Annotated in this window: 18 protein-coding genes; 9 read left to right on the forward strand and 9 right to left on the reverse strand. The window is 62.1% G+C overall.

Translation table 11 applies throughout. The features are described from left to right. The 4 genes from GCM43_RS24505 to rpsL all read right to left on the reverse strand — a co-directional run. Positions 1–124: GTP-binding protein (locus GCM43_RS24505; protein ID WP_017454492.1), on the reverse strand; the 124-nt coding region annotated here is incomplete at its 3' end. A gap of 75 nt (positions 125–199) precedes the next feature. Continuing rightward, positions 200–2,305 (reverse strand): elongation factor G, encoded by a 2,106-nt coding sequence (fusA, locus tag GCM43_RS24510; protein WP_152248524.1) that lies wholly within the window; start codon positions 2,303–2,305, stop codon positions 200–202. A 108-nt stretch (positions 2,306–2,413) separates the two neighbouring features. Beyond that, entirely contained in the window at positions 2,414–2,884 is a 471-nt protein-coding gene (gene rpsG, locus GCM43_RS24515; protein WP_152248496.1) for a 30S ribosomal protein S7, read from the reverse strand. A gap of 150 nt (positions 2,885–3,034) precedes the next feature. Next, positions 3,035–3,418 (reverse strand): 30S ribosomal protein S12, encoded by a 384-nt coding sequence (rpsL, locus tag GCM43_RS24520; protein ID WP_025603541.1) that lies wholly within the window; start codon positions 3,416–3,418, stop codon positions 3,035–3,037. Positions 3,419–3,766: 348 nt separating this feature from the next. Between rpsL and GCM43_RS24525 the strand changes: the two genes are divergently transcribed. Beyond that, complete coding sequence (locus GCM43_RS24525; protein WP_319636975.1) at positions 3,767–5,638, forward strand: phosphoethanolamine transferase; 1,872 nt, start codon at positions 3,767–3,769, stop codon at positions 5,636–5,638. A gap of 1 nt (position 5,639) precedes the next feature. Here the strand turns inward: GCM43_RS24525 and GCM43_RS24530 are convergent, their stop codons facing one another. Then, positions 5,640–7,226, reverse strand: coding sequence for a MutS-related protein (locus tag GCM43_RS24530; protein ID WP_193315737.1), 1,587 nt, complete (start codon positions 7,224–7,226; stop codon positions 5,640–5,642). 57 nt (positions 7,227–7,283) lie between these two features. Next, a complete protein-coding gene (locus GCM43_RS24535) occupies positions 7,284–8,864 on the reverse strand; it encodes a methyl-accepting chemotaxis protein (RefSeq protein WP_152248498.1) in 1,581 nt (526 codons plus the stop codon). 244 nt (positions 8,865–9,108) lie between these two features. On the opposite strand from GCM43_RS24535, the gene GCM43_RS24540 reads away from it, so the two are divergent. The 8 genes from GCM43_RS24540 (at position 9,109) to GCM43_RS24575 (ending at position 18,188) form a co-directional block, all read left to right on the forward strand. Next, positions 9,109–10,374 (forward strand): efflux RND transporter periplasmic adaptor subunit, encoded by a 1,266-nt coding sequence (locus GCM43_RS24540; RefSeq protein WP_152248526.1) that lies wholly within the window; start codon positions 9,109–9,111, stop codon positions 10,372–10,374. 32 nt (positions 10,375–10,406) lie between these two features. Beyond that, the gene (locus tag GCM43_RS24545) at positions 10,407–11,120 is read left to right on the forward strand and encodes an ABC transporter ATP-binding protein (protein ID WP_152248499.1); all 714 of its coding nucleotides are present in this window, start codon (positions 10,407–10,409) and stop codon (positions 11,118–11,120) included. 9 nt (positions 11,121–11,129) lie between these two features. Next, entirely contained in the window at positions 11,130–12,452 is a 1,323-nt protein-coding gene (locus GCM43_RS24550) for an ABC transporter permease (RefSeq protein WP_152248500.1), read from the forward strand. Between the two features lie 28 nt (positions 12,453–12,480). Next, complete coding sequence (locus tag GCM43_RS24555) at positions 12,481–13,719, forward strand: ABC transporter permease (RefSeq protein ID WP_152248501.1); 1,239 nt, start codon at positions 12,481–12,483, stop codon at positions 13,717–13,719. A 28-nt stretch (positions 13,720–13,747) separates the two neighbouring features. Then, the gene (locus GCM43_RS24560) at positions 13,748–15,088 is read left to right on the forward strand and encodes a sigma-54-dependent transcriptional regulator (protein WP_152248502.1); all 1,341 of its coding nucleotides are present in this window, start codon (positions 13,748–13,750) and stop codon (positions 15,086–15,088) included. A 14-nt stretch (positions 15,089–15,102) separates the two neighbouring features. Continuing rightward, positions 15,103–16,440, forward strand: a complete 1,338-nt coding sequence (locus tag GCM43_RS24565) for a sensor histidine kinase (RefSeq protein WP_226929653.1) — start codon at positions 15,103–15,105, stop codon at positions 16,438–16,440. A gap of 23 nt (positions 16,441–16,463) precedes the next feature. Then, positions 16,464–17,246: a spermine/spermidine synthase domain-containing protein gene (locus GCM43_RS24570; RefSeq protein WP_152248504.1), complete on the forward strand. Its 783-nt coding sequence runs from the start codon at positions 16,464–16,466 to the stop codon at positions 17,244–17,246. 99 nt (positions 17,247–17,345) lie between these two features. Next, complete coding sequence (locus GCM43_RS24575) at positions 17,346–18,188, forward strand: class I SAM-dependent methyltransferase (RefSeq protein WP_152248505.1); 843 nt, start codon at positions 17,346–17,348, stop codon at positions 18,186–18,188. A gap of 120 nt (positions 18,189–18,308) precedes the next feature. Here the strand turns inward: GCM43_RS24575 and GCM43_RS24580 are convergent, their stop codons facing one another. The 3 genes from GCM43_RS24580 to GCM43_RS24590 all read right to left on the reverse strand — a co-directional run bounded on the left by GCM43_RS24580 (position 18,309) and on the right by GCM43_RS24590 (position 24,330). After that, positions 18,309–19,952 carry a serine hydrolase gene (locus tag GCM43_RS24580; RefSeq protein WP_226929654.1) on the reverse strand — a complete coding sequence of 548 codons (1,644 nt, stop codon included), beginning with the start codon at positions 19,950–19,952 and terminating at the stop codon, positions 18,309–18,311. 20 nt (positions 19,953–19,972) lie between these two features. After that, positions 19,973–21,832, reverse strand: coding sequence for a M1 family metallopeptidase (locus tag GCM43_RS24585; RefSeq protein ID WP_152248506.1), 1,860 nt, complete (start codon positions 21,830–21,832; stop codon positions 19,973–19,975). Positions 21,833–21,939: 107 nt separating this feature from the next. Then, on the reverse strand, positions 21,940–24,330 hold the full coding sequence (locus tag GCM43_RS24590) for a M1 family metallopeptidase (RefSeq protein WP_152248507.1): 2,391 nt from the start codon (positions 24,328–24,330) through the stop codon (positions 21,940–21,942). Positions 24,331–24,371 lie beyond the last annotated feature (41 nt).

Genomic DNA, 24,371 nt, shown 5'->3' on the forward strand with positions numbered 1-24,371 from the left:
CGCCGAATTTCTTCGACAGTACCGTTGCGATTGCAGCGGTCAGCGTGGTTTTACCGTGGTCGACGTGGCCGATGGTGCCGACGTTGACGTGCGGCTTGGTCCGTTCGAATTTACCTTTTGCCATTTTATTCTTCCTTAGAACAATGATTTAAATGTAGGGGCCGGCATTCTCGTGAAAGCCGGCCCGGCACTACTATTATTACTTAGCTTTCGAGCTTACGATAGCTTCAGTCACGTGCTTCGGCGCTTCCGAATAGTGCTTGAATTCCATCGAGTAGGTTGCACGGCCTTGCGTTGCGGAGCGCAGCGAGGTCGAGTAACCAAACATTTCCGACAGAGGTACTTCGGCCTTGATGATCTTGCCGCCACCGCCAGCGATCTCATCCATACCTTGCACCATGCCGCGACGCGACGACAGGTCGCCCATCACGGTACCGGCGTAATCTTCCGGCGTTTCCACTTCCACCGACATCATCGGCTCCAGGATGACTGGCGATGCTTTGCGGCAGCCATCTTTGAATGCCATCGAAGCGGCCATGCGGAATGCATTTTCGTTCGAGTCAACATCATGGTACGAACCGAAGAACAGCGTGACTTTGACGTCAACGACTGGGTAGCCAGCCATCACGCCCGAAGTCAGCGTGTCGCGCACACCTTTTTCAACTGCAGGGATGTATTCGCGAGGAACGGTACCGCCCTTGATCGCGTCAACGAATTCAAAACCCTTGCCCGGTTCTTGCGGTTCGATCTTCAGAACCACGTGACCGTATTGACCACGACCACCCGATTGCTTGACGAATTTGCCTTCCGACTCTTCGCAAGTTTTGCGGATCGTTTCGCGGTAAGCCACTTGTGGCTTGCCGACGGTCGCTTCAACGTTGAATTCACGTTTCATGCGGTCAACGATAATTTCCAGATGCAGCTCGCCCATACCACCGATGATGGTCTGGCCCGATTCTTCATCGGTCTTCACGCGGAACGAAGGATCTTCCTGTGCCAGGCGGTTCAGCGCCAGGCCCATTTTTTCCTGGTCAGCCTTGGTCTTAGGCTCAACAGCCTGCGAGATCACTGGCTCAGGGAAAACCATTTTTTCCAGGGTGATGATGGCCGCTGGATCGCACAGGGTTTCGCCCGTGGTCGCATCTTTCAGGCCAACAGCAGCGGCGATGTCGCCAGCGCGCACTTCCTTGATTTCTTCGCGTTGGTTCGCGTGCATCTGCAGAATACGACCCAGGCGTTCTTTCTTGCCCTTGATCGGGTTGTAGACGGTGTCGCCCGAATTGATCGTGCCCGAGTAGACGCGGAAGAAGATCAACTGGCCGACGAACGGGTCGGTCATGATCTTGAATGCCAGCGCCGAGAATTTCTCGTCGTCCGACGCTTTACGCGACGTAGGCTGGTCATCTTCATCCATGCCTTCAACTGGCTTGATGTCGATCGGCGATGGCAGGTATTCGATCACGCCGTCGAGCATGGCTTGCACGCCCTTGTTCTTGAACGCGGTACCGCACATCATTGGCACGATTTCCGATGCCAGCGTACGTGCGCGCAGAGCTGCCTTGATTTCAGCTTCCGTCAGGTCGCCTTCTTCCAGGTATTTGTTCATCAGCTCTTCCGACGCTTCGGCAGCAGCTTCGACCATCTTCTCGCGCCACTCAGCGGCTTGATCAGCCAGCTCAGCAGGGATATCGCGGTAGTCGAACTTCATGCCTTGCGACGCGTCGTCCCAATACACGGCCTTCATCTTGACCAGATCGACCACGCCCAGGAAGTTCTCTTCCGAGCCGATAGGAATCTGCAGAGGAATCGGGTTTGCTTTCAGGCGGGCACGCATCTGCTCGTAGACCTTGAAGAAGTTGGCGCCGGTACGGTCCATCTTGTTCACGAAGGCCAGACGTGGCACTTTGTACTTGTTAGCCTGGCGCCATACCGTTTCCGATTGTGGCTGCACACCGCCGACTGCACAGTAAACCATGCAGGCGCCATCCAACACGCGCATCGAGCGTTCAACTTCAATGGTGAAGTCAACGTGGCCCGGGGTGTCGATGATGTTGATGTGATGCTCAGGGAAGTTACCGGCCATGCCCTTCCAGAAGCAGGTGGTCGCTGCGGACGTAATCGTGATGCCGCGCTCTTGCTCTTGCTCCATCCAGTCCATGGTGGCGGCGCCATCATGCACTTCACCAATCTTGTGATTGATGCCGGTGTAAAACAGGACGCGTTCGGTGGTGGTGGTCTTACCAGCATCGATGTGAGCGGAAATACCGATATTGCGGTAGCGCTCAATGGGGGTCTTGCGGGCCATAATTAATCCTAAATGAATGGACAAAACCGAGCAGCATTTTTTTGCAAAAATGAGCCCGGCCTCGAACAACAGATACTTGACAGCCGCCTTGCGGAAGCCGGCTTTTTATTAGAAGCGGAAATGCGAGAACGCTTTGTTCGCTTCAGCCATGCGATGGACTTCGTCGCGTTTTTTCATCGCGCCGCCGCGGCTTTCAGCCGCTTCCATCAGCTCACCGCCGAGGCGTTGTGGCATCGATTTTTCGCTGCGCTTGTTAGCAGCTTCACGCAACCAACGCATGGACAGAGCCATACGACGCACTGGGCGAACTTCGACCGGCACCTGGTAGTTTGCACCACCAACGCGACGGGATTTCACCTCAACCAGTGGCTTGGCGTTGTTGATTGCGGTAACGAAAACTTCGAGTGGATCTTTGCCGGTTTTAGCAGCAATGTGCTCGAAAGCACCGTAGATGATGTTTTCTGCAACCGATTTCTTACCGGACAGCATCAGCACGTTTACAAATTTAGCAACATCAGTGTTGCCGAATTTTGGATCTGGCAAAATTTCGCGTTTGGGTACTTCACGACGACGTGGCATATCAATTCCTTTCAATCTTCAGTTGAGCGCGCGTTCTTCGCACACTCGCGGACGACCATCATAGTCACCCACTTACTCGACCCGATGCGGTCGACTACATTCACTTAGTTAGCTGCCACTGAGCGAAACTTGGGTTTGCTGCAACAACTATTACTTCTTACCAGCTTTAGCGCGCTTGGTACCGTATTTCGAGCGAGCTTGCTTACGGTCTTTGACGCCTTGGGTATCCAGAGCACCGCGAACCATGTGGTAACGCACACCTGGCAAGTCTTTTACACGACCGCCGCGCAGCAGAACCACGCTATGCTCTTGCAGGTTATGGCCTTCACCGCCGATGTACGAAATGACTTCGAAACCGTTGGTCAGACGCACTTTGGCGACTTTACGCAAAGCCGAGTTAGGCTTCTTAGGAGTCGTGGTGTACACACGGGTGCAAACGCCACGTTTTTGCGGGCTGTTTTCCAGCGCCGGCGATTTGCTTTTCACGGTCAGAGCGACGCGTGGATTGCGAATCAATTGATTGATGGTTGGCATCGTTATAAATCCAACAAAAAACTACGATTAATAACCCGGACATGACTGTCCGGCGACTAAAACCCTTCCCCGCTTCTGCCCTACTCACCGAAGGCGCTTGCAGCTATCCGGACTACACAGCCCGGCAACTCCAGACGACACGTAAACGATGTGCAGAATAAAATCGAGAACTCGCTAGTTTAGACCTACTCATACAGGGGGTCAATCAGTTTACGGCTTTTTGCTATAAAAAACAGCAAAGTTATGCGCATCTTGTAGCTTTTTAACCATTTTTTACGCTACGCTACAGGCCCCCGGCGGCGACCGCCGGCCATTCTTCTATCCCGGCCCGCCCACAAAAGCATGATAATGGCGGACATTTTTCGTGGCCACGCTCCTTTCCTGCCTATGCGCTCCCTGTTTCGCCCCGCCGGCAATCGCCTGGCCGAGTTGTTCCTGCTGCTGACCTATGCGCTGCTGACGGCCGCCCCCTTCCTGCCGGCCCTGCTGGGCCATCCGCTCGATCATCCATGGCGGCTGCTCAGCTTTCAGCTGCTGGCGTGGCTGGCCGTGTGGAGCGTGTTCAAGCGTCCGGCCTGGTTTCACTGGCTGCTGATACCGGCCTTCCTGGCGCTGCCGACCGAAATCTATCTGCTGGTGTTTTACGGCCAGGGCATTTCGACCCACCATCTTGGCATCATCGTCGAGACCAGCCCGAAGGAAGCGCTGGAGTTCCTCGGCCAGAAAATCTGGCTGATGGGCGCCGTGATGCTTGGCGTGCTTGTCTGGTGCACCCTGGCCTGGTACTGCGCCGTGCGTACGCGCCGGCTCGACTGGCGTGGCCGCAGCCGTCCGGCAGTGCTGATCCTGTTGCTGCTGCCAGCGTGCCTGTGGCTGTACGGCGCCGAGTTCGGCTACCGTGCCAGCGCTGAAAAGAACAGCGCCGGTAAACCCGAGGTGGCCAGCGTGGCCGGCGCCGAGTCTACCGAACTGGACTGGCCGGCCCTGCCACACTGGGCGCGCCTGCCCTACGTTTTCGATACCGTCAGCAACGCCTGGCCGTTTGGCCTGCTGGCGCGCGGCTATGATTTTTACCGCGAGCGCGCCTACCTGGCCGAACTGGGCCAGCGCAGCAACAGCTTTCATTTCGGCGCGTATCAGCAAGATCCCGATACGCAGCCGGAAGTGGTGGTGATGGTGATCGGCGAATCGTCGCGCTACGACCGCTGGAGCCTCAACGGCTATACGCGCAACACCAATCCGCGGCTTGAAAAGGAAAGCAATCTGGTGCCGCTGGCCGACGTGATCACGGCCGTGTCGGCCACGCGCCTGTCGGTGCCGGTGATTATCTCGCGCAAGAAGGCCATGCAAAGCCTGAAGGACGGCTTTAACGAAAAATCGTTCCTGTCGGCCTACAAGGAAGCCGGGTTCAAGACCTACTGGCTGTCAAACCAGATTTCGTTCGGCAAATTCGACACGCCCGTATCGGTATTTGCCAAGGAAGCCGACGTGGTGCAGTTCCTCAACCTGGGCGGCTTTACCAACAGCTCGAACTTCGACCAGATCCTGTTCGATCCGTTCAAGAACGCGCTGGCCGACCCGGCGCCCAAGAAACTGATCGTGCTCCATACACTGGGCAGCCACTGGAACTACAGCCAGCGCTACCCGAAACAATTCGACAAGTGGCAACCATCGCTGTTCGGCGTCGACAAACCGGTCTATACCGACCGCGCCATCAAGCCGCAGCTGAACAACAGCTACGACAATTCGATCCTCTACACCGACTGGTTCTTGTCCGGCGTGATCGGCATGCTGAAAGACGGCGGCGAACGCACTGCCTTGCGCAGCTCGCTGCTGTACGTGGCCGACCATGGCCAGACCCTGTACGACGGCGCCTGCCGGCTGGCCTTCCATGGCCACAACACGCAGTTCGAATTCCATGTGCCGGCCTTTGCCTGGTATTCGCCGCAGTTCCAGCTGCGCTATCCGACCAAGGTGGAACAGTTGCAGCGCCACCGCAAGGCCCGGCTGTCGACCGAAAACATCTTCCACACCCTGCTCGACATGGGCGACATCCGCTATGCGGGCGAGCAGCCCGAATGGAGCATCGTCAACCCGCGCTTCACGCCGCACACGCGCTATGTCGACAGCTACGGCTGGACCAACTACGACAACGCCACGCTCAAGGGCGACTGCCGCGAAGTGATCGACAAGGGCACGCCGCTCAAGCGCGACAAGTAACTCAGGCGGCAGCCGATACGCTCCCGACCAGCACGCCCGAACAATTCGTCGGCTGCGCCATATGCGTGCTGAGCCAGTCGAACACGCGCCCTGCGCTGTCTTCGATCTGGCGGCCAAAGCCGCGCTCGGCCAGCAGCGCAATGCCGTTGGTGGCAGCCAGCACGCCCGGCGCCAGCGTCAGGCTGCCAGCATTGTCGCGCTGCACGCACCATGGCGCCAGCCACGCTTCGAGCAACGGCGCCAGCACCAGGTTGTGCGACGAGACGATCACCAGATGGCGCGCCGCCAGTTGATGCAGCACGGCGGCCGCCGCTGAAATCGATTCAAGGTGATTAGTGCCTCGGAAAATCTCGTCGATAATGAACAGTGCATCGTGATCGCCTTGCGCCAGCGCCAGCAGTTCGCGCGCGCGCCGCAATTCGGCCAGGTACAGGCTTTCGCCACCGGCCAGCGAGTCTTCGCTTTGCATGCTCGAATACACGGGCCCGCGCGGCAGCGTGGCCGAGCGCGCATGGCAAAAGCCGAAGGCGCGCGCACAGACCAGGTTCAGCCCCAGCGTGCGCAGCAAGGTGCTTTTGCCGATGCCGTTCTGGCCCGAGATAAACGCGCCGCGCTGCGCCAGATTCAGCGACAGCGGCGCCGCCTGCGACAGCAACGGATGCACCATGTCCTGCAAGTCCAGTTCGCGTGGCGCCCCCTCCTTTGCATGGCAGAAGGCCGGCTGCGCGCGCAGATGGCGCACCAGCGCCAGGTCCGCTTCGAGCGCCGCTACCTCCAGGTAAGCCTGGCGCAAAAACCCCAGCTGCGCCGCCACCAGTTCGCGCGTGCGGAAATAGCGCGTGACGTTCTTGAGCAGCAGCCAGTCGCCATATTCAACCATGATCGTATCAATCAACGGCAGATAGCGCAGCAGGGACAGCTCGATACCGCGCACCAGCTTGCCCGCCTGCGCCCGTCCGGCGCGAAACGGGGCAGTCATGGGCACATCCAGCCGCCCCAGCGCAGCGTAGGCCTTGAGCAGGTGGCGCAGCGTATCGAGCTGGTATTCCCACTGCTTGCAGGTCTCGTAAAAACGCGACTGCACGGTCATCAGCACCACGCAGCAGGCCAGCACGCCGGTCAGCGCCAGCGGCCCGACCAGCCAGGTGGCGCCGATCGACAGCAGCAAGGCCAACGCGATCAGCCACAGCCAGCCGCTCCACCATGGCCTGGATGCAAACGGCGCGCCGAACAGGCTGGTGCTGGCCTCGGCATCGGCGCGGCGCAAGCCGTGGCAGGCCTGCGTCAAGCCGGCTGCCAGCGGCGCATCGGCCAGCAAGGCATCGACCCGTTCGATGCTCTCCGGCGTGGCGCGCCCGCCCTGCAGGCGGCGGTGCAATTCCTGCTGGCCAAAAATGCTGGTCTGCTGCGCCAGGCGTTCGCTGTATGGATCGAGCAGCAGGTCGTGCCAGGTCTGCGCATCGATCTGCGGCGCGGTGCCGGCCAGTTGCTGCAGCATCGCCACATCGGTGCGGGAAAACGGGTAATCGACTACCGGCGCCAGCAACGGCGCGCTGGCAGGGAACAAACGCAGGAGAAAGGAAAACATGGGACCTTGAGATCGCGTGGAGGGACGCGATCTCATATGTTGCCATTTAGAAAATTATCAAGTCCTGACGGCCAGCGAACGGGCCTGGCTTTCAATCTTGAACACGCTGACCGCCTGCGCCAGTTCGCCAGCCTGGTCCTGCAGCGACTGGGTGGCCGCTGCCGCTTCCTCGACCAGTGCCGCGTTCTGCTGCGTAACCTGGTCCATCTGCGCAATGGCCTGATTCACCTGGTCGATACCGTCGCTCTGCTCGCGGCTGGCAGTGGCGATCTCGCCGACGATGGCCGTGACCTGGCGCACGTCGCCCACCAAGGTGTTCATGGTGGCGCCAGCGCGCTCGACCAGGCTGGTGCCGAGCGCGATCTTGCCGACCGAATCGTCGATCAGCGCCTTGATCTCGCGCGCAGCCTGGCTGGAGCGCTGCGCCAGGCTGCGCACTTCGGTGGCCACTACCGCAAAACCACGGCCCTGCTCGCCGGCGCGCGCCGCCTCCACTGCGGCGTTCAACGCCAGGATATTGGTCTGGAAAGCAATGCCGTCAATCACGCTGATAATGTCGACGATGCGGCGCGACGATTCATTGATGTCGTTCATGGTACTGACCACTTCCTGCATCACTTCGCCGCCCTGCGCCGCCGTGCTTGAGGCGCCGTCGACCAGGCCGCGCGCATGCTGGGCGTTCTCGGAATTTTGCTTGACGGTGCCGGTCAGCTCCTCGATCGAGGCGGCCGTTTCTTCCAGCGAACTGGCCTGGGTTTCGGTGCGCGCAGACAATTCCATATTGCCGGCCGCCAGCTCCTGCGAACCGCGATTGATCGCTTCGGCGCCGCCGCGCACGCGCACCACCGTCGACAGCAGATCTTGCTGCATGCGCCGGATCGCCATCAACAGGCGCGCGATTTCATTCTCGCCTTCGGCGTCGATGCGCGCCGTCAGGTCGCCATGCGCCACCTGGTCAAGCAGCACCACGGCGCGTTCAAGCGGCGTGATGACCACCACCTTGAGCATATGGTGCACCACCACAACCAGGGCCAGCGCCATCAGCAGGCCCAGCGCGACCAGCCATTTGACGATCGCGTATTCGCTGTCGCGACTGGCCATCAGCGCAGCATCCTGCTCGTCGGCGGACTTCTGGAATTTCTCCAGCTGCGCTGAAAAAGCCGCACCGACCGGCGTCAGCTCGCGCACATTGATTTCACTGTAGCCGCCGGCATCGCTGCGCGCCAGTGCGCCGGTCGCGTGCTCAAGCGCCTGCATCTGCGCGCGCGCGGCGGCGATCAGCTCGCGCTTTTGCGCCGCATCCTGACCTTCGTAGGCGGGAGCCGTCTCATACTTGGCGATAAAGTCGAGCGCCCGCTGGTGCGACTTGCGCGCGCTGGCCAGCGCCGTGTCGCGCTCGCCGGTGCTGCCGCCGTCCTTGATATTGGAGTAGGCGCGGCTCAGTGCGGAACGCACGCGCGTGGTGTCCTTGTAGGCGTCATTGATGGTGATGACCTGCGCGGTAATCTGGTAGATCGATGACATCGAACGGGTGGACTGGCCCAGCGCATAGACGCCCAGCGCGGCGCCCACTACCAGCATCGCGGCAAACAGCAGCAACACGCCCAGCAAACTGGTACGCACCGTTATATTTTTCATGTCATCCCCTGAGTATTATAATAATTACACTGCAATCGCATTAACACCAAGCAATACTTGGCCAGTCACTATACCAAGAAGGCAGCCTCGCCTGCGGAAAAAAGCACGCTGCGATCAAACGCCTCGCGGACACTGCGGACAGGGGCGGACAGCGGACAAGCACCAGTCCCCCCTTTTAAAATCAAGCACTTGCCGCTGGCACGGATCGTGCAATGACTATGCTATCGAACTTTTTGTGACTGCCATGATCCGCGACACTTCCCAGCAGGACGCCGTAATTGCCACACCGCCCGGCCACCATCGGCGCCGCACCGCCATCATTGCCACCGGCGTGCTGCTGCTCGCCGGCGGCGCCTGGGCTGCCGTTGCCAGTTGGGGCAACAGCGAGCACTCCGTCAACGCCAGCCGCCTGCGCATCGCCGAAGTCACGCGCGGCACGCTGATCCGCGACGCCGCCGTCAATGGCCGCGTCGTGGCCGCCATCAGCCCGACTTTGTATTCCACCACCGTGGCCACCGTCACGCTCAAGGCCAAGGCCGGCGACACGGTGAAAAAAGGCGATGTGCTGGCGGTACTCGAGTCGCCCGACCTGTCGGACGCGCTCAAGCGCGAGCAGTCGAGCGTGCAGCAGCTGGAAGCGGAAGTGGCGCGCCAGCAGATCCTGGCCAAGAAACAGAAGCTGCTGGCGCGGCGCGAAGCCGACACCGCAGAAATCGAACGGCTGTCGGCGCAGCGCACGCTCGAGCGCTATGAAAGCGTGGCCCAGGTGGGCATTATCGCCAAGATCGATTATCAGAAAGCAAAGGACGCCCTCAATTCGGCCGAGATCCGCAGCCGCCACGCTTCGCAGGCGGCCGGGCTGGAAAGCGAAGATGTGACGCTGGCCCTGAAAACCAAAACCAGTGAACTCGAACGCCAACGGCTGAGCCGCGACAACGCCCAGCGCCGCGTTGACGAACTGACCGTGCGCGCGCCCGTCAACGGCTTTATCGGCACGTTGTCAGTCGCCAACCGCAGCGTGGTGCAAGCCAATACGGCGTTGATGACGCTGGTCGACCTGTCGCAGCTCGAAGTCGAGCTGGAAGTACCGGAAACCTATGTGGCCGATATCGGTCTGGGCATGAGCGCCGAGATTGAAACGGGCGCCATCAAGGCCACCGGCAAGCTGTCGGCGCTGTCGCCGGAAGTAGTAAAAAACCAGGTGCTGGCGCGCGTGCGGTTTAACGGCGAGCAGCCTGCAGGGCTGCGCCAGAATCAACGCGTCTCGGCCCGATTGCTGATCGACGAGCGGCCCAATGTGCTGATGCTGGCGCGCGGCTCGTTCGTGGAAGCCGAAGGCGGCCGCTTTGCCTATGTGGTGCAGGGTAACGTCGCAATCCGCACCCCCATCAAACTGGGCGCCACCAGCGTCTCGGCGGTGGAAATCAAGGAAGGCCTGAAACTGGGCGACCAGGTGGTGGTGGCCGGCACCGAAAACTTCGCGAACGCCGTGCGCGTCACGCTCAACTAATTTTTATACTCACTCCGTCAGAGAGGCTCCCCATGCTGCGCATGCACAACCTGAGCAAAGTTTATCGCACCCACATGATTGAAACGCACGCGCTGCGCGGCTTTGAAATCCATGTCAGGGAAGGCGAATTCGTCACCGTGACCGGCCCATCGGGTTCGGGCAAGACCAGTTTCCTCAATATCGCCGGGCTGCTGGAAGAATTTACCGAAGGCGAATACATCCTTGACGGCGTCAACGTCAAGGGCATGAACGACAATGCCCGTTCGCGCCTGCGCAATGAAAAGCTCGGCTTTATCTTCCAGGGCTTCAATCTGATTCCCGACCTGTCGCTGTTCGACAATGTCGATGTGCCGCTGCGCTACCGCGGCTTCAACCGCGCCGAACGCAAAGAGCGCATCGAGGACGCGCTGGCCAAGGTCGGCCTGGCCTCGCGCATGAAGCACTACCCGGCCGAACTGTCGGGCGGTCAGCAGCAGCGCGTGGCCATTGCACGCGCGCTGGCCGGCTCGCCCAAGCTGCTGCTGGCCGATGAACCGACCGGCAACCTCGATACGCAAATGGCGCGCGGCGTGATGGAACTGCTCGAAGACATCAATGCCCAGGGCACCACTATCCTGATGGTCACGCATGACCCGGAACTGGCGCTGCGCAGCCAGCGCAATGTCCACATTATCGACGGCCAGGTGTCGGACCTGGTGCAGCACGGCGCGTCGCTTGCCGGCACCCGCCACGCCGCCACCGTCTGAGGAACGACCATGTTCGAATACTATTTCAAGCTGGGCCTGCGCAGCCTGTTGCGCAACCGCGCCCTGACCGCGCTGATGATACTGACGCTGGCCGTCGGCGTGGCCGCCAGCGTGTCGACCGTCACCATTTTGCACGCCATGTCGGGCGACCCATTGCCGCACAAGAGCGACCGCCTGTTCGTGCCGGTGATCGATATCCTGCCGCTCAAGGGCTACGTGGCAGGTGAAAAGCCGGGTTTTGCGCAAATGCAGACGAGCTATATCGATGCCCAGAACTTCATGCGCAGCAAGGTCGGCGTGCGCCGCACCGTGATGTATGGCGTGGCCGGCCCGGTCGAGCCCGCACGCAAGGATCTGGGTACATTTTTTTCACAAGGCATGGCGCCCACGCGCGACTTCTTTGCCATGTTCGAGCCGCCGTTCCTGTACGGCCAGCCGTGGAGCGAAGCGGACGACGCCAGCGGCGCCGATGTCATCGTGCTGAGCCGCGCGCTGTCCGAAAAGCTGGTCGGCAACACCAACCCGGTCGGCCAACGCGTGACGGTCCTGGGACGGCCCTACATGGTGACTGGTGTGCTGGCCACCTGGGACGTGGTACCGCGCGCGCACCATATTATCGGCAGCAAGGGCGCGTTCGGTCCGGAAGACGAATTTTTCATTCCCTTTGCCAGCGCGATCCGCCACGAAACCGTGCACGATGGCGGCATGAGCTGCAATGGCGACGGCAATGCTCCCGGCTACCAGGGCACACTGGCCTCAGGCTGCACCTGGCTGCAATTCTGGTTCGAAATGGCCAGCAGCAGCGACCGCGGACAATTGCAGCAGTACCTGGACGCCTATGCTGGCGAGCAGCGCAAGCTGGGCCGCATGCCGCGCAATGCTCCCAATCGCCTTTATGATCTGAACGAATGGATGAGCTTTTTGCAGGTGGTCGATAACGACAACAAACTCGCTGCCTGGCTGGCGTTCGGCTTCCTGCTGCTTTGTCTGGTCAATACCATCGGTCTGCTGCTGGCAAAATTTTCCGTGCGCGCCGCCGAGGTGGGCATACGCCGCGCACTGGGCGCCACCCGGCGCGACATCTTCAGCCAGTTCCTGATCGAAACCACCGTGATCGGCCTGGCCGGCGGCGTGCTCGGCCTGCTGCTGGCTTTCGGCGCACTGGCCGTGGTCAGCCGGCAGTCCAAGGACCTGGGCACGGTCGCGCACATGGATATACCGATGCTGCTGCTGACGTTTGCGATGTCGGTGGCCGCCGCCCTGCTGGCTGGTTTGCTGCCGACCTGGCGTGCCTGCCAGGTCACGCCGGCAATCCAGCTCAAAACCCAATGATCACCCATTTCCCACTATGAGGTTCAGCATGGAAATCCGCCCCATCCTGTCGGCGCTGATGCGCAGCAAAACCGGCGCCGTCCTGGTCGCAGTGCAGGTCGCGATCAGCCTGGCCATCCTGGCCAACGCCCTGCATATCGTCAACCTGCGCCAGGCCGTGGCCGCGCGGCCCACTGGCGTGGCCGCCGAAAACGATATTTTTTACGTCAATATCCAGAACCTCAACCGCGGCAGTCATGAGCGACAGCTGGCCGAACAGAAACGCCAGGCGGCACTGCTGCGCGCCCTGCCGGGCGTGATGTCGGTGGCGCAAACGTCACAGGCAGTCCTGTCACGCTCAGGCAACATTACCAGCGTGTCGATCAAGCGTGGCCAGGCGACGCCGAGCGCCGAAGTGGCGACCTACTTCAGCCCTGATTCGCTGATCAAAACGTATGGCCTGCAACTGATCGAAGGGCGCGATTTCCGGCCCGACGAAGCGCCGGAGATCAACGAAGATGTCGACAACAGTTCGCCCAAGGTCGTGATACTGTCGCGCGCCGCAGCGCAACAGATCTGGCCAGGCGAGACCAGCTTTGTCGGCAAGACACTGTTCCAGGGCAGTGGCCCGGACGACCCCGAACTGCGCGTGGTAGGCATCGTCGAGCGGCTGCAGACGCAGAATGCGCAGAACAAGCCTCGAGGCGAACATTCGGCCCTGCTGCCAGCGCGCCTGACCGGCGGGCGTGACCAGCTGATGTATGCGGTACGGGCAGAACCGGGCCAGCGTGACCGTTTGATGCAGGAAGCGCAACAGGCCATCCGCACGTCCAGCACGGACCGGCTGCTGGTCTCTATCGACACGCTGCAACAGCACCGCAAGGCGCGCTATCGGGCCGATCAGGGCCTGTCGTGGATGCTGATCGCCGTCAGCACGCTGCTGCTGCTGGTGACCGCCAGCGGCATCGTCGGTATCGCCAGCCTGTGGGTCACCCAGCGCAAAAAGCAGATCGGCGTGCGCCGTGCACTGGGGGCGCGGCGCATCGATATTCTGCGCTATTTCCTGACCGAGAATTTCATGATCACCAGCGCCGGCATCGCGGCAGGTGTGCTGCTGGCGCTGGCGCTCAACCACCTGCTGGTCAGCCAGCTCGAACTGGCGCGCCTGCCGCTGGGCTACCTGCTGGGCGGCGCGCTGGTATTCTGGCTGCTGGGCGTGGGCGCTGTCTACGGGCCGGCCTGGCGCGCGGCCAGCATCTCGCCGGCCACCGCCACCCGCAGTACCTGAGTCATTGTCCCGGTGTTATGCTGCGTCCATGCCTACCGTACTGATTATTGACGACAACGCCGCCGTGGCGATGGCACTCGAGGTGCTGTTTTCGCTGCACGAGATCGACGCCCTGCGCGCCGCTTCGCCCGAAGAAGGCCTGGCGCTGCTGGCGCGCCATCCGGTCGACCTGGTGCTGCAGGACATGAACTTCGCGGCCGACACCACTTCAGGCGAGGAAGGCGTGGCGCTGTTTCACGCCATCCGCGCGCGCCATCCCGACCTGCCGGTGATCCTGCTGACGGCCTGGACCCAGCTCGATACCGCGGTCGAGCTGATCAAATCGGGCGCCGCCGATTACCTGGCCAAGCCCTGGGACGACCGGCGCCTGATCGCCAGCGTGCACAACCTGCTCGAACTGGGCCAGGCCAACCGCACCCTGCGTGAAAAAACGCTGCAGGAACAGCGCCAGCACCAGGCGCTGGCGTCGCAGTTCGACCTGCGCGGCATGGTCTGGCAGGACGCCGCCACCGAACGCGTGGTGCACCTGGCCTGCCAGGTGGCGCGCGCCGATGTGCCGGTGCTGATCTCGGGACCGAACGGCAGCGGCAAGGAGCGCATCGCCGCCATCGTGCAGGCCAACTCGCAGGTGGCCGACGGCCCGTTCGTGATCCTCAATTGCGGCGCCGTGCCGGTCGAGCTGATCGAGGCCGAACTGTTCGGCGCCGAAGCGGGTGCCTATACGGGCGCTTCGCGTGCACGCGACGGCAAGTTCGATGCGGCCGATGGCGGCACCCTGTTTCTCGACGAAATCGGCAACCTGCCGCTGGCAGGCCAGATGAAGCTGCTGCGCGTGCTGGAAACGGGCCGCTTCGAGCGCCTCGGCTCGAACCGCGAGCGCCAGGTGCGGGTGCGCATTATCAGCGCCAGCAATGCCGACCTGCCGGCCATGATCAGGGCCGGCACCTTCCGCGAAGACCTGTATTACCGCCTCAATGTAATCGAGCTGCGCCTGCCGCCCCTGTCCCAGCGCCCGGCCGACATCCTGGTGCTGGCGCGCCATTTCCTGGGCCCAGGCAAGGCGCTCGATGCGCAGGCCGAAGCGAGCCTGCTGGCGCACGGCTGGCCGGGCAATGTGCGCGAATTGAAAAACGTGATGCAGCGCGCCAGCCTGCTGGCGCCAGGCGCCGTGATCGGCGTGCAGGAGCTGGGCCTGCCGGCTGCTGCAGCGCGCCTGCCTGAAACGGCGACCGGCGAACCTGACCGCGAGCAGGTGGCAGCGGCACTGGCGCGCGCGCAGGGCGTGGTGGCACAGGCGGCGCAGGAGCTGGGCCTGTCGCGCCAGGCGCTGTACCGGCGCATGGAGCGGCTCGGCATCGCGCGCGGGTGATGGCGAACCGACCCATGCCTGCGAAAAGCCTGCGTCTTTCGCTGCTCACGCGCTGGACCGCGCTGGTGGCCACGCTGCTGGTGCTGGGCATCGGCATCGCGCTGTTGATCGCCCACTTCCTGCCCGGCCAGCCACTGCTGGTGATGGGCCTGTCGCTGGCCTGCATCGTGCCGATTGCCGTGATTACCATCCGCGCCCAGCTGCAATCGATGCTGTCGCTGTTTCGCGCGCTGTCAGGCACCGTCGCCAGCTACCAGGACGGCGACTTTGCCTTCAGCCTGCGCTGGCCGCAAAACGATGAACTGAGCGACCTGGTGGCCGCCCACAACGCGCTGGGCGACGTGCTGCGCCAGCAGCGGCTCGATCTGGTGCAGAGGGAACTGCTGCTCGATACCATGGTGCAGAACACGCCGGTGGCCATGCTGCTGGTGGCCGACAAGCGCGCCATCGTGTACGCCAACCTGGCGGCGCGCCAGTTGCTCAACGACGGTCGCCGGCTCGAAGGCCATCAGTTGGCCGAGATCGTGCAGCAGGCCGCACCTGCCTTGGCCGAAGCACTGGCGCGCAGCACCGACGGCCTGTTTACCAGCGGCGAAGGCGAGCAGGAAGAGGTGTATCACCTGGCGCGGCGCCGCTTCAGCCTGAACGGGCGCCAGCATGAACTGCTGCTGCTGCGCCAGCTGACGCTGGAACTGCGCCGCCAGGAAGTGCAGACCTGGAAAAAAGTCATCCGCGTGATCAGCCACGAGTTGAACAATTCGCTGGCGCCGCTCGCTTCGCTGGCCCACTCCGGTGCCGAACTGGTGCGGCGCGGCCAGACGGCGCGCCTGCCCCAGATCCTGGCCATCATCGAGGAACGCACGCGCCATCTGGAGAGCTTCATCCTCGGTTACGCGCGCTTCGCCAAGCTGCCAGCACCGCGCCCGGCCAGCTGTGCGTGGCAGCCCTTCCTCGACAGCCTGGCGGCGCAGATAGCGTTCGTGCTCGACGGCGCGCCGCCTGCGCCGCCTGCATTTTTCGATGCGGCGCAACTGCAGCAGGCGCTGATCAACCTGCTCAAGAACGCACATGAATCGGGGTCAAATGCCGATTGCGTAAGCATGCATCTGAGCCAGGCCCACGGCATGCTGCGCATCGAAGTGCGCGACCGCGGTCCGGGCATGACTGAGGCCGTGATGGACAATGCACTGGTGCCGTTCTACTCGACCAAACGCAGCGGCACTGGCCTCGGGCTGGCGCTGACGCGCGAAATCGCCGAGGCCCATGGCGGGCGCCTGGTGCTGGCCAACCGCGAAGGCGGTGGCCTCGCCGTCACGCTGATGCTGCCGCAGCCCGCAATTGAAGAAAGCTGAGCGGCGGCTGCTACACTGGCGCCATGAATCCAGAATTTACCTCCATCAGTAACGAAGCTTACGCCCAGCCCGGCCATCCGCCGGCCACCACCACCGAACTGCGCGGCATCCGCTACCTGCACCTGGGTACCCAGTGGGTACAGGGCGCCATGCGACTCGACCGGCCCGACGCCATCGAGCTCGAATACGTGCAGATGATGACGATGTGGCTGCTGTTCAAGCCGCAACCGAAGCGCATCGTGCAGCTGGGCCTGGGCAGCGCCGCGCTGACCAAATTTGCCTACCGCCGCTTTCCCGACGCCAGCGTGACGGCGGTCGAGCTCAATCCCAACGTGATCGCCATCTGCGGCGCGCAGTTTGCGCTGCCGGCCAATGACGAACGCCTCGATGTGCGCGAAATGAATGCGCTCGACTTCGTGCAGGACCAGGCCAACCACCATACGGTCGATGTGCTGCAGGTCGATCTGTACGATGAAGAAGCGCGCGGTCCGGTGCTCGACACGCCCGAGTTCTACCAGGCCTGCTTCGACTGCCTGAGCGACGACGGCGTGATGGTCACCAATGTCTTCGGCGAATTCGACAACTACGACAAGAACTTGCGCGCGATGGAACTGGTGTTCGACGCCGTGGTGTGGGTACCGGACGCAGAAGATGAAAACATCGTGGTGCTGGCTTTCAAGAATTCGCCCGTGATCGACTTCAGCGACCTGTACGAACGCGCCGGCTCAATCAAGAAGCAGTTCAATCTGCCCGCCAAGAACTGGGTCAATGGCCTGAAGCAGTGGATGCTGGACCAGCAAGACTAAAGGGACTATTTACCTGCACGCTTGACCGGCCGGCGTGCTTGCCTGATCATCGGTGATGCTGGCGATCGCCACCATTTTTCCTACCCACCAGGAGCACCGATGAATCAGCGCAAATTTGTTTCCTTCCGCCTTGCGGCCACCGCCGCCCTGTTGCTGGCCTACGCCGGCAGCGGCGCGGCACTGGCCGCCGACAGTGTCGCCGACCCGGCCCTGCAGGCCGCCATTGCCGGCAGCGCCCGCACGCCGGCCAACGCTGCACGCGACAGCGCGCGCCACCCGTATGAAACGCTGCGCTTTTTCGGCATCAAGCCCACCATGACAGTGGTCGAGCTGGCGCCCGGCGGTGGCTGGTACACCGAAATCCTGGCACCCTATCTGCGCGACCAGGGCAAGCTGATCGCCGCCGGCAGCGACCCGCAAGGCAGCGAAGGCGCGCGTCGCAGCGCGGCACGCTTCCAGCAAAAGCTCGACACCAATCCGGCAGCGTTCGACAAAGTGGAAATCGGCGCTTTTGCGCCACCGAGCACCTACCGCATCGCGCCCAAGGGCACGGCTGACATGGTGCTGACGTTTCGCAATATCCATAACTGGATACCGGTTGGTGAAGAAGGCATGCAGACGCTGTTCAAACAGGTCTACGACAGCCTGAAACCGGGCGGCGTATTCGGCGTGGTCGAACACCGCCTGCCAGCAAACAAAGCACAGGACGCCAAAGCCAGCAGCGGCTATATCCATGAAGCGTATGTGATCAAGCTGGCCGAAGGCGCCGGCTTCAAACTGGCCGGCAAGTCGGACATCAACGCCAACCCGAAAGACACGGCCGACCATGAAGGCGGCGTGTGGGCGCTGCCGCCCACCTACGGCAACAAGGACGTCGACCGCGCCAAATATGAGGCGATCGGCGAGAGCGACCGCATGACGCTGAAATTCGTCAAGCCGTAATTAACGTATTTCACGTAGGTCGGATTAGGCCCTGCGGGCCGTAATCCGACAATATTGTTAACGCTGACCGTGGTGGTGTCGGATTACGGCCCCCTCGGGGCCTAATCCGACCTACCGGCCTTACTTCTTCGCTGCCTTGACGGGCGCCAGGCTCAAATCCTGGAAGTCGTAGCTGAAGTCCGTTTCAGCCGACACCGGCGCCATTTTCACGCGGTCGATGCTGCCGTCCGGGTTGAGCGAGAACGTCACATAGGCGTCGGCGTTGAAGTTGCGCTCTTTCCAGCGCACGATAAAGGTGTCGTGCTGCCAGTGTTCGAGTTCGCCCGTCAGGTCCGGCGTGCGGGTAAATGACAGGATCTGCTTTTTGCCTTCGTGGCGGATCACCACCTTGCCGTACCACGCATCTTCATATTCGCCGTCGTAGGCGGCCAGTGGCAGCGATGGCGTCGATTTGGCGGCGCGTGCACCGGACGCTTTTTCCTGCTTTTTCAGCTCTGCGGCGTGCTGGTCCTGCTCCACTTTCGACACCAGCGCGATCCAGTCCGACGGTGCCGCGCCCAGGTAATGGTCGACGATGCGCCATTGCAGCGCCGTCATGGCGCCGCCGTTTTCTGCATTGGTCAGTATCGCCACGCCCAGTTTTGCCTGCGGCACCATTAGCACGCGCGAGTAAAATCCCTGCAGTGCGCCGCCGTGCATGGCGACCTTCATGCCGCGGTAATCGCGCAGCTGGAAGCCCAGGCCATAGGCGCTGAAGTTCGGCTTGGTGGCAGCCAGTTCCGGCTTCGGTTCACCGATCTTGACAGGCGTCTGGGCGGTCCACATTTCATTGGCCTGCTTTTCGCTGAACAGGCGCGCCTCTTTGCCGTCCTTGCCGACTGCACCGGCGATCTTGCCGCCGTCGAGCAGCACCATCATCCACTTGGCGATGTCTTCGGCATTGGTATTGATGCCGACCGCGCCCACGGCGTTCGGCACCGGCATCGACTTGACGGCGGCGATCTTGCCGTTGATCTTGCTGTGCGCATTGGCTACGTCGGGATTGCCCGCGTTTTCGGCCAGGCTGGTGGTGGTGCCGCTCATGCCCAGCGGCGCCAGGATGCGCTCGTGCATGGCTTCGCCCCAGCTCTTGCCGGCCTTGTCGGCGATGATCTTGCCGGCCACGATATAGAGCAGATTGTCGTAGGCATAGCTTGCACGGAAACTGGTGGCCGGACGGATATAGCGCAGCTTTTCAATGATTTCATCGGTGCTGAAGGTGGTGGTCGGCCACCACAGCAGGTCGCCCGCGCCCAGGCCCAGGCCACTGCGGTGCGTGAGCAGGTCGCGGATGGTCATCTCACCGGTCACGTAGGAGTCGTGCATCTGGAAACCTGGCAGGTGCTTGGTGACCGGGTCATCCCAGGCCAGCTTGCCTTCGTCGACCAGCATGGCCAGCGCGGCGGCCGTGAAGCCCTTGGAATTGGAGGCCACTTCAAACAGCGTCTTGCTGTCGACCGGCGCCGCTTCGCCCAGCTTGCGCACGCCGAAGCCGCGCGTGGCGATCACCTGGCCATCCTTGACGATGGCAATCGCGATACCCGGCACATCGAAGGTTTTCAGGGCGCTGTTGACATCGCGCTCGAGGTCGAACGCCGGCGCCGGCGCCGCTGCCACGGCAGCAGCGGCCGGTGCAGGATCGGCAGCCAATGCCGGCAAGGTGGTGCTGGAAAACGCCAGCACCAGGGCGGCAGCGAGAGTGTGCATGGAGGTATGGATTTGCATGGTTTTCATCTTGAATAAGTTCAATGCGCTTGCGCGGCCATCAGTTTGTCGACGCTTTCCTGGGTCACCGGATGGTAGCGTTCACGCGCCGTGGCGTACACGCCGCGCGCCCATTGCTGGCCCTGCGGCGTTTTCATCAGTGCACTGTAGAGCGGCACCACGAATTTCTGGCGTCCCACGCTGCCGAGAAAGCCCTGCAGCGGCGCGTACACATCGTAGCCGGCGTTGACCGACGCCAGGTAAAAGCGGTAAGCGACTTCATTGTTGCCGCTCTTGCCCACGCCATACACCTGGTCGAGCTCACGCAACTGGGCGGCGCTGGCGCGGCCGTTGATATCGTTCAGGAAGTGCATCGATTCGATGGCGATCCATTTGTCCATGCCCAACTCGCGCGTGGACAGTTCGCCCTTGAGCCAGGCGTCGCGATGCTGGTCGAGCAGCGCCAGGCGCGGCGACTTGACCGGTCTGGCGCTGGCCGGCACGCCAAAGCCGTGCAGCCAGTCCTGCAGCTCGGCTTCCGGCATGACTTCAGGGTGCTGCGCCAGCAGATTCTTGCGCAGGTAGTTCACGAACTGGTCGCTCGTCACGCTCTGGAACGCATGCTGGTCGAACCAGCCGCGCAGGAAGGGATCGAACACGGCACGCCCGGCGCGCTGCTCCATGGTGGCCAGGAACCAGGCGCCTTTCGGGTAGATGATGCCGTCGTCGGTATAGGTTTCGGCCGGATTGGCGTCGGCGTCGCGCGACACCAGCGCCGTCTTGGCCGGCGGCAGTTCACGAATGGCGGCGGCCAGTTCTTCCTGGTCGACCTGCACGCCCATCTGCGCCACCTCGCTGCCATAGAGCTGTTCGACGATGCGGGTAGTGACGTAGGTAGTGAAACCTTCGTTGAGCCACATATGCTTCCACGACGCATTGGTGACCAGGTTGCCCGACCACGAGTGCGCCAGTTCATGCGCGATCAGGTCGACCAGGCTGCGGTCGCCCGCAATCATGGTCGGCGTCAGAAAGGTCAGGCGCGGGTTTTCCATGCCGCCGTAGGGAAACGATGGCGGCAGCACGATCATGTCGTAGCGCCCCCAGCGATAAGGACCGTACAGCTTTTCTGCCGCCTCGATCATCTTTTCCGTGTCGGCCAGCTCGTACTCGGCCGCCTTGATGCGCGGCGGTTCGGCATACACAGCTGAACGCGGACCGAGTTTGCGCACCTCCAGTTCGCCGATGGCAATGGCCAGCAGGTAGGATGGTATCGGCTGCGGCATGCGGAAGGTCCAGCCGCCTTTGCCGGTGGCCTTTTCATCGTTTTCCGCGCTCATGACCACGCGCATGCCCTCGGGCGCCTCGATGCGCGCGCTGTAGGTAAAGCGCACCGCCGGCGTATCCTGCGACGGCACCCACGAACGTGCATTGATGCTTTGCGACTGGCTGAACATGAACGGCAGCTTGCCCGACATGGTCTGCTGCGGCGTCAGCCACTGCAGCGCAATGGCGGTCGGTGCGGTGCGGTAGTAGACGCGCACTTTTTCCGGCTGGCCGGTGGTGGTGATGCGCAGCGCCTGGCCTTTTTCCGCGTCCGCCGCATCGAGCTTGAACGGCGCTGCCTGCCAGGCGCCGCGCTTGTCCTGCACCTGGACTTTGGCAATGGCCAGGTCGCGCGTGTCGAGCACCAGCGTGCGTGCAGCCGGGTCGATCCACTTGAGCGACAGCTCGGCGTAGCCGGACAGGGTCTTTTGTTTGAAGTCGGCTTTCAGGTCCAGTTGCACATCGCGCGTGCGTACCTGGTCGTAGCGCGCATAGCTGAGAGGATCGGCGTGGGCTGCCAGGGTCACCTGGCACAGCAGCGCACAGCCGAGCGCGCGCAGGTAGGTCAAAGTTTGCATGGTCGTCTTTTGAATGATTTGCGAAAGCACCTGCCGCTTGTTTGCGGGGCGTCGCGCAGGATAGCATTGTCTGGCGCGCCCGGCAGAAACATGGTGATGCAGGCGGCCTATTTTTTCCCGCTTTTCGCTTCTTCAAGCTTGAGCGGCGCGGCCATGTCCTTCATCAGATTGTGCGGGTCAGGATCGGGGCGCAGCAGTTCGACACGCGCCGGCGCAATCTTGCGCGGCCAGGCGTTGTTGCTGATGTCGATATCGGCCGTCTCCCAGTACGGGTCCTGCACCAGACCCACCATCGGCTCGTCGGTAATGAGCACCTTGGTGATTTTTTTCGGCGACTGGCGCCACACTTCGGCCGGCACGCGCTCGATGATTTTTTTGCCGCTGGCCAGTTCGATTTCCAGTATCAGTGGCATCACCAGCCCGCCCAGGTTGGACAAATCGACCAGGTACAGGTGCTTGCCGGCCATGCCCTGCTCGAGCAGCTTGCGCTCCCATGGATCGAGGCCTTCGAGCAGCTCAGCCTGGCCGTTGCGGTCCTTGTTGCTGACCGTGAATTCATCATGCTCGTTATAGAAATCCCTGAGCACGGGATCGCTGTCGATCTTTTTCGACATGGCGCGGTTGCGCTGGCTGGCGATCGACTGCGGTTCGGCCGCGTGACGCGCACGGCGCCAGGCTTTTTCGATTTCGGGATTCCTGCTGCTGACGCCAACTTCGGTGATGCCATCGATGCTGATATCGACCGCATCGGTGCCGTAGAACCAGCCGCGCCAGAACCAGTCCAGATCGGTGCCGGAGGCGTCTTCCATGGTGCGGAAAAAATCGGCCGGCGTGGGCCGCTTGAACTTCCAGCGCAGCGCATACTGCTTGAAGGCGAAATCGAACAGCTCGCGCCCAAGCACCGTTTCGCGCAAGATATTAAGCGCCGCAGCCGGCTTGTCGTAGGCGCTGGCCGTCAGCTGCTGCAGCGACTCGGGATTGGTCATGATCGGCGCCTGCCCGGCGCTGCGCATATGCTCGACGATCTGGCGCGGCTCGCCATTCCACGACGGATAATCGGTTTCCCAGGCCTGCTCGGCCAGGTACTGCAGGAAGGAATTCAAGCCCTCGTCCATCCAGGCCCACTGGCGCTCGTCGGAGTTGACGATCATGGGAAAATAGTTATGGCCGACCTCGTGGATAATCACGCTGATCAGGTCATATTTGGTCTTGCGCGAATAGGTGACGGCGCCGGTTTTCTTGTCCTTCACGGGGCGCCCTCCATTAAAGGCCAGCATCGGATACTCCATGCCGCCCACGGCGCCGTTGACCGACAGCGCCACCGGATACGGATAGTCGAAACTGTATTTGCTGTACTGCTCGATCGCATGCACCACCGCGCGCGTGCTGTACTGCTGCCACAGCGGATTGCCCTCGTTCGGGTAGTAGGACATGGCCATCACGCGCTTGCCGCCGCTGTCCATGCCTTGCGCATCCCAGATGAATTTGCGGCTTGACGCCCACGCCACATCGCGCACATTGTTGGCCTTGTAGTGCCAGGTTTTCATGGCGCTACTGCGCGACTTTTCTGCTGCCAACGCTTCTTCGGGCGTGATGATCAGCAGCGGCGTATTGCTGGCGCGCGCGCGGGCCAGGCGTTCGCGCTGGGCGGCGCTGAGCACCGCGGCCGGATTTTGCAATTCGCCGGTGGCCGCCACCACATGGTCGGCCGGCACCGTCAGGTACAGCTCATAGTCTCCGAATTCCAGTGCAAATTCGCCGTTGCCCAGGTACTGCTTGTTCTGCCAGCCGGCCGCATCGTAATAGGCGGCCATGCGCGGGAACCACTGCGCAATCTGGAAAATGGCGTTCTGGTCGTCTTCGAAAACCTCATACCCGGAGCGCTCGACCAGCACCTTCTGGTCATTGATCGCATACGACCAGTCGACATGAAAAGTCACGTTCTGCCCGGGCGCCAAAGGCTGCGGCAAGTCGATGCGCAGCATGGTCTGGTTGACCGTGTACGGCAGCGGCTTGCCCGAGGCCGACCTGACGGCCTTGAGCCGGAAGCCACCTTCAAAGGAGCGGCCGGCCTGGATCGCGCGCAGGTCCTCGAATTTGAGCGCCGTGTCTTCATCGCCGCTCAGCCAGGCCTGGCGCGATGGGGCAGCCAGCACGCGGCGCTGGTCGGCGTCCTGGCGCAGCGCATTCTGGTCCAGCTGCAGCCACAGATAGGCCAGGCTGTCGGGTGAGCGGTTATGGTAGGTGATCTGTTCGCTGGCGCTGATCTCGCGGCGTGCTTCATCGAGCGTGGCGCGGATCACATAATCGGCTTTCTGCTGCCAGTAGGCGTGGCCGGGTGCGCCCGAAGCGGTGCGGTAAGCGTTCGGCGTGGGCAGCATTTCACCAAGCTGGCGGAATTTGTCGTCGAACGGCGCAGCGCTCCAGCCGGTGGCAGGCAGGCCCAATGACAAGGCGCAAAGCAAGGCCGCAACGATCCGGCAGTTCGTGAAAAGCATGGGGTGGCCCATCTGGAAGTAAGAAGAACCACCATTCTACG

Source organism: Janthinobacterium aquaticum (assembly GCF_009208565.1).
GTDB lineage: Bacteria > Pseudomonadota > Gammaproteobacteria > Burkholderiales > Burkholderiaceae_D > Janthinobacterium.

Excerpts from the sequence above, each read along its gene's own strand:
- fusA (WP_152248524.1), bottom strand. The coding sequence starts at position 2,305 with ATGGCCCGCAAGACCCCCATTGAGCGCTACCGCAATATCGGTATTTCC.
- rpsG (WP_152248496.1), bottom strand. The coding sequence starts at position 2,884 with ATGCCACGTCGTCGTGAAGTACCCAAACGCGAAATTTTGCCAGATCCA.
- rpsL (WP_025603541.1), bottom strand. The coding sequence starts at position 3,418 with ATGCCAACCATCAATCAATTGATTCGCAATCCACGCGTCGCTCTGACC.
- GCM43_RS24525 (WP_319636975.1), top strand. The coding sequence starts at position 3,767 with ATGGCGGACATTTTTCGTGGCCACGCTCCTTTCCTGCCTATGCGCTCC.
- GCM43_RS24530 (WP_193315737.1), bottom strand. The coding sequence starts at position 7,226 with ATGTTTTCCTTTCTCCTGCGTTTGTTCCCTGCCAGCGCGCCGTTGCTG.
- GCM43_RS24535 (WP_152248498.1), bottom strand. The coding sequence starts at position 8,864 with ATGAAAAATATAACGGTGCGTACCAGTTTGCTGGGCGTGTTGCTGCTG.
- GCM43_RS24540 (WP_152248526.1), top strand. The coding sequence starts at position 9,109 with ATGATCCGCGACACTTCCCAGCAGGACGCCGTAATTGCCACACCGCCC.
- GCM43_RS24545 (WP_152248499.1), top strand. The coding sequence starts at position 10,407 with ATGCTGCGCATGCACAACCTGAGCAAAGTTTATCGCACCCACATGATT.
- GCM43_RS24550 (WP_152248500.1), top strand. The coding sequence starts at position 11,130 with ATGTTCGAATACTATTTCAAGCTGGGCCTGCGCAGCCTGTTGCGCAAC.
- GCM43_RS24555 (WP_152248501.1), top strand. The coding sequence starts at position 12,481 with ATGGAAATCCGCCCCATCCTGTCGGCGCTGATGCGCAGCAAAACCGGC.
- GCM43_RS24560 (WP_152248502.1), top strand. The coding sequence starts at position 13,748 with ATGCCTACCGTACTGATTATTGACGACAACGCCGCCGTGGCGATGGCA.
- GCM43_RS24565 (WP_226929653.1), top strand. The coding sequence starts at position 15,103 with ATGCCTGCGAAAAGCCTGCGTCTTTCGCTGCTCACGCGCTGGACCGCG.
- GCM43_RS24570 (WP_152248504.1), top strand. The coding sequence starts at position 16,464 with ATGAATCCAGAATTTACCTCCATCAGTAACGAAGCTTACGCCCAGCCC.
- GCM43_RS24575 (WP_152248505.1), top strand. The coding sequence starts at position 17,346 with ATGAATCAGCGCAAATTTGTTTCCTTCCGCCTTGCGGCCACCGCCGCC.
- GCM43_RS24580 (WP_226929654.1), bottom strand. The coding sequence starts at position 19,952 with ATGCAAATCCATACCTCCATGCACACTCTCGCTGCCGCCCTGGTGCTG.
- GCM43_RS24585 (WP_152248506.1), bottom strand. The coding sequence starts at position 21,832 with ATGCAAACTTTGACCTACCTGCGCGCGCTCGGCTGTGCGCTGCTGTGC.
- GCM43_RS24590 (WP_152248507.1), bottom strand. The coding sequence starts at position 24,330 with ATGCTTTTCACGAACTGCCGGATCGTTGCGGCCTTGCTTTGCGCCTTG.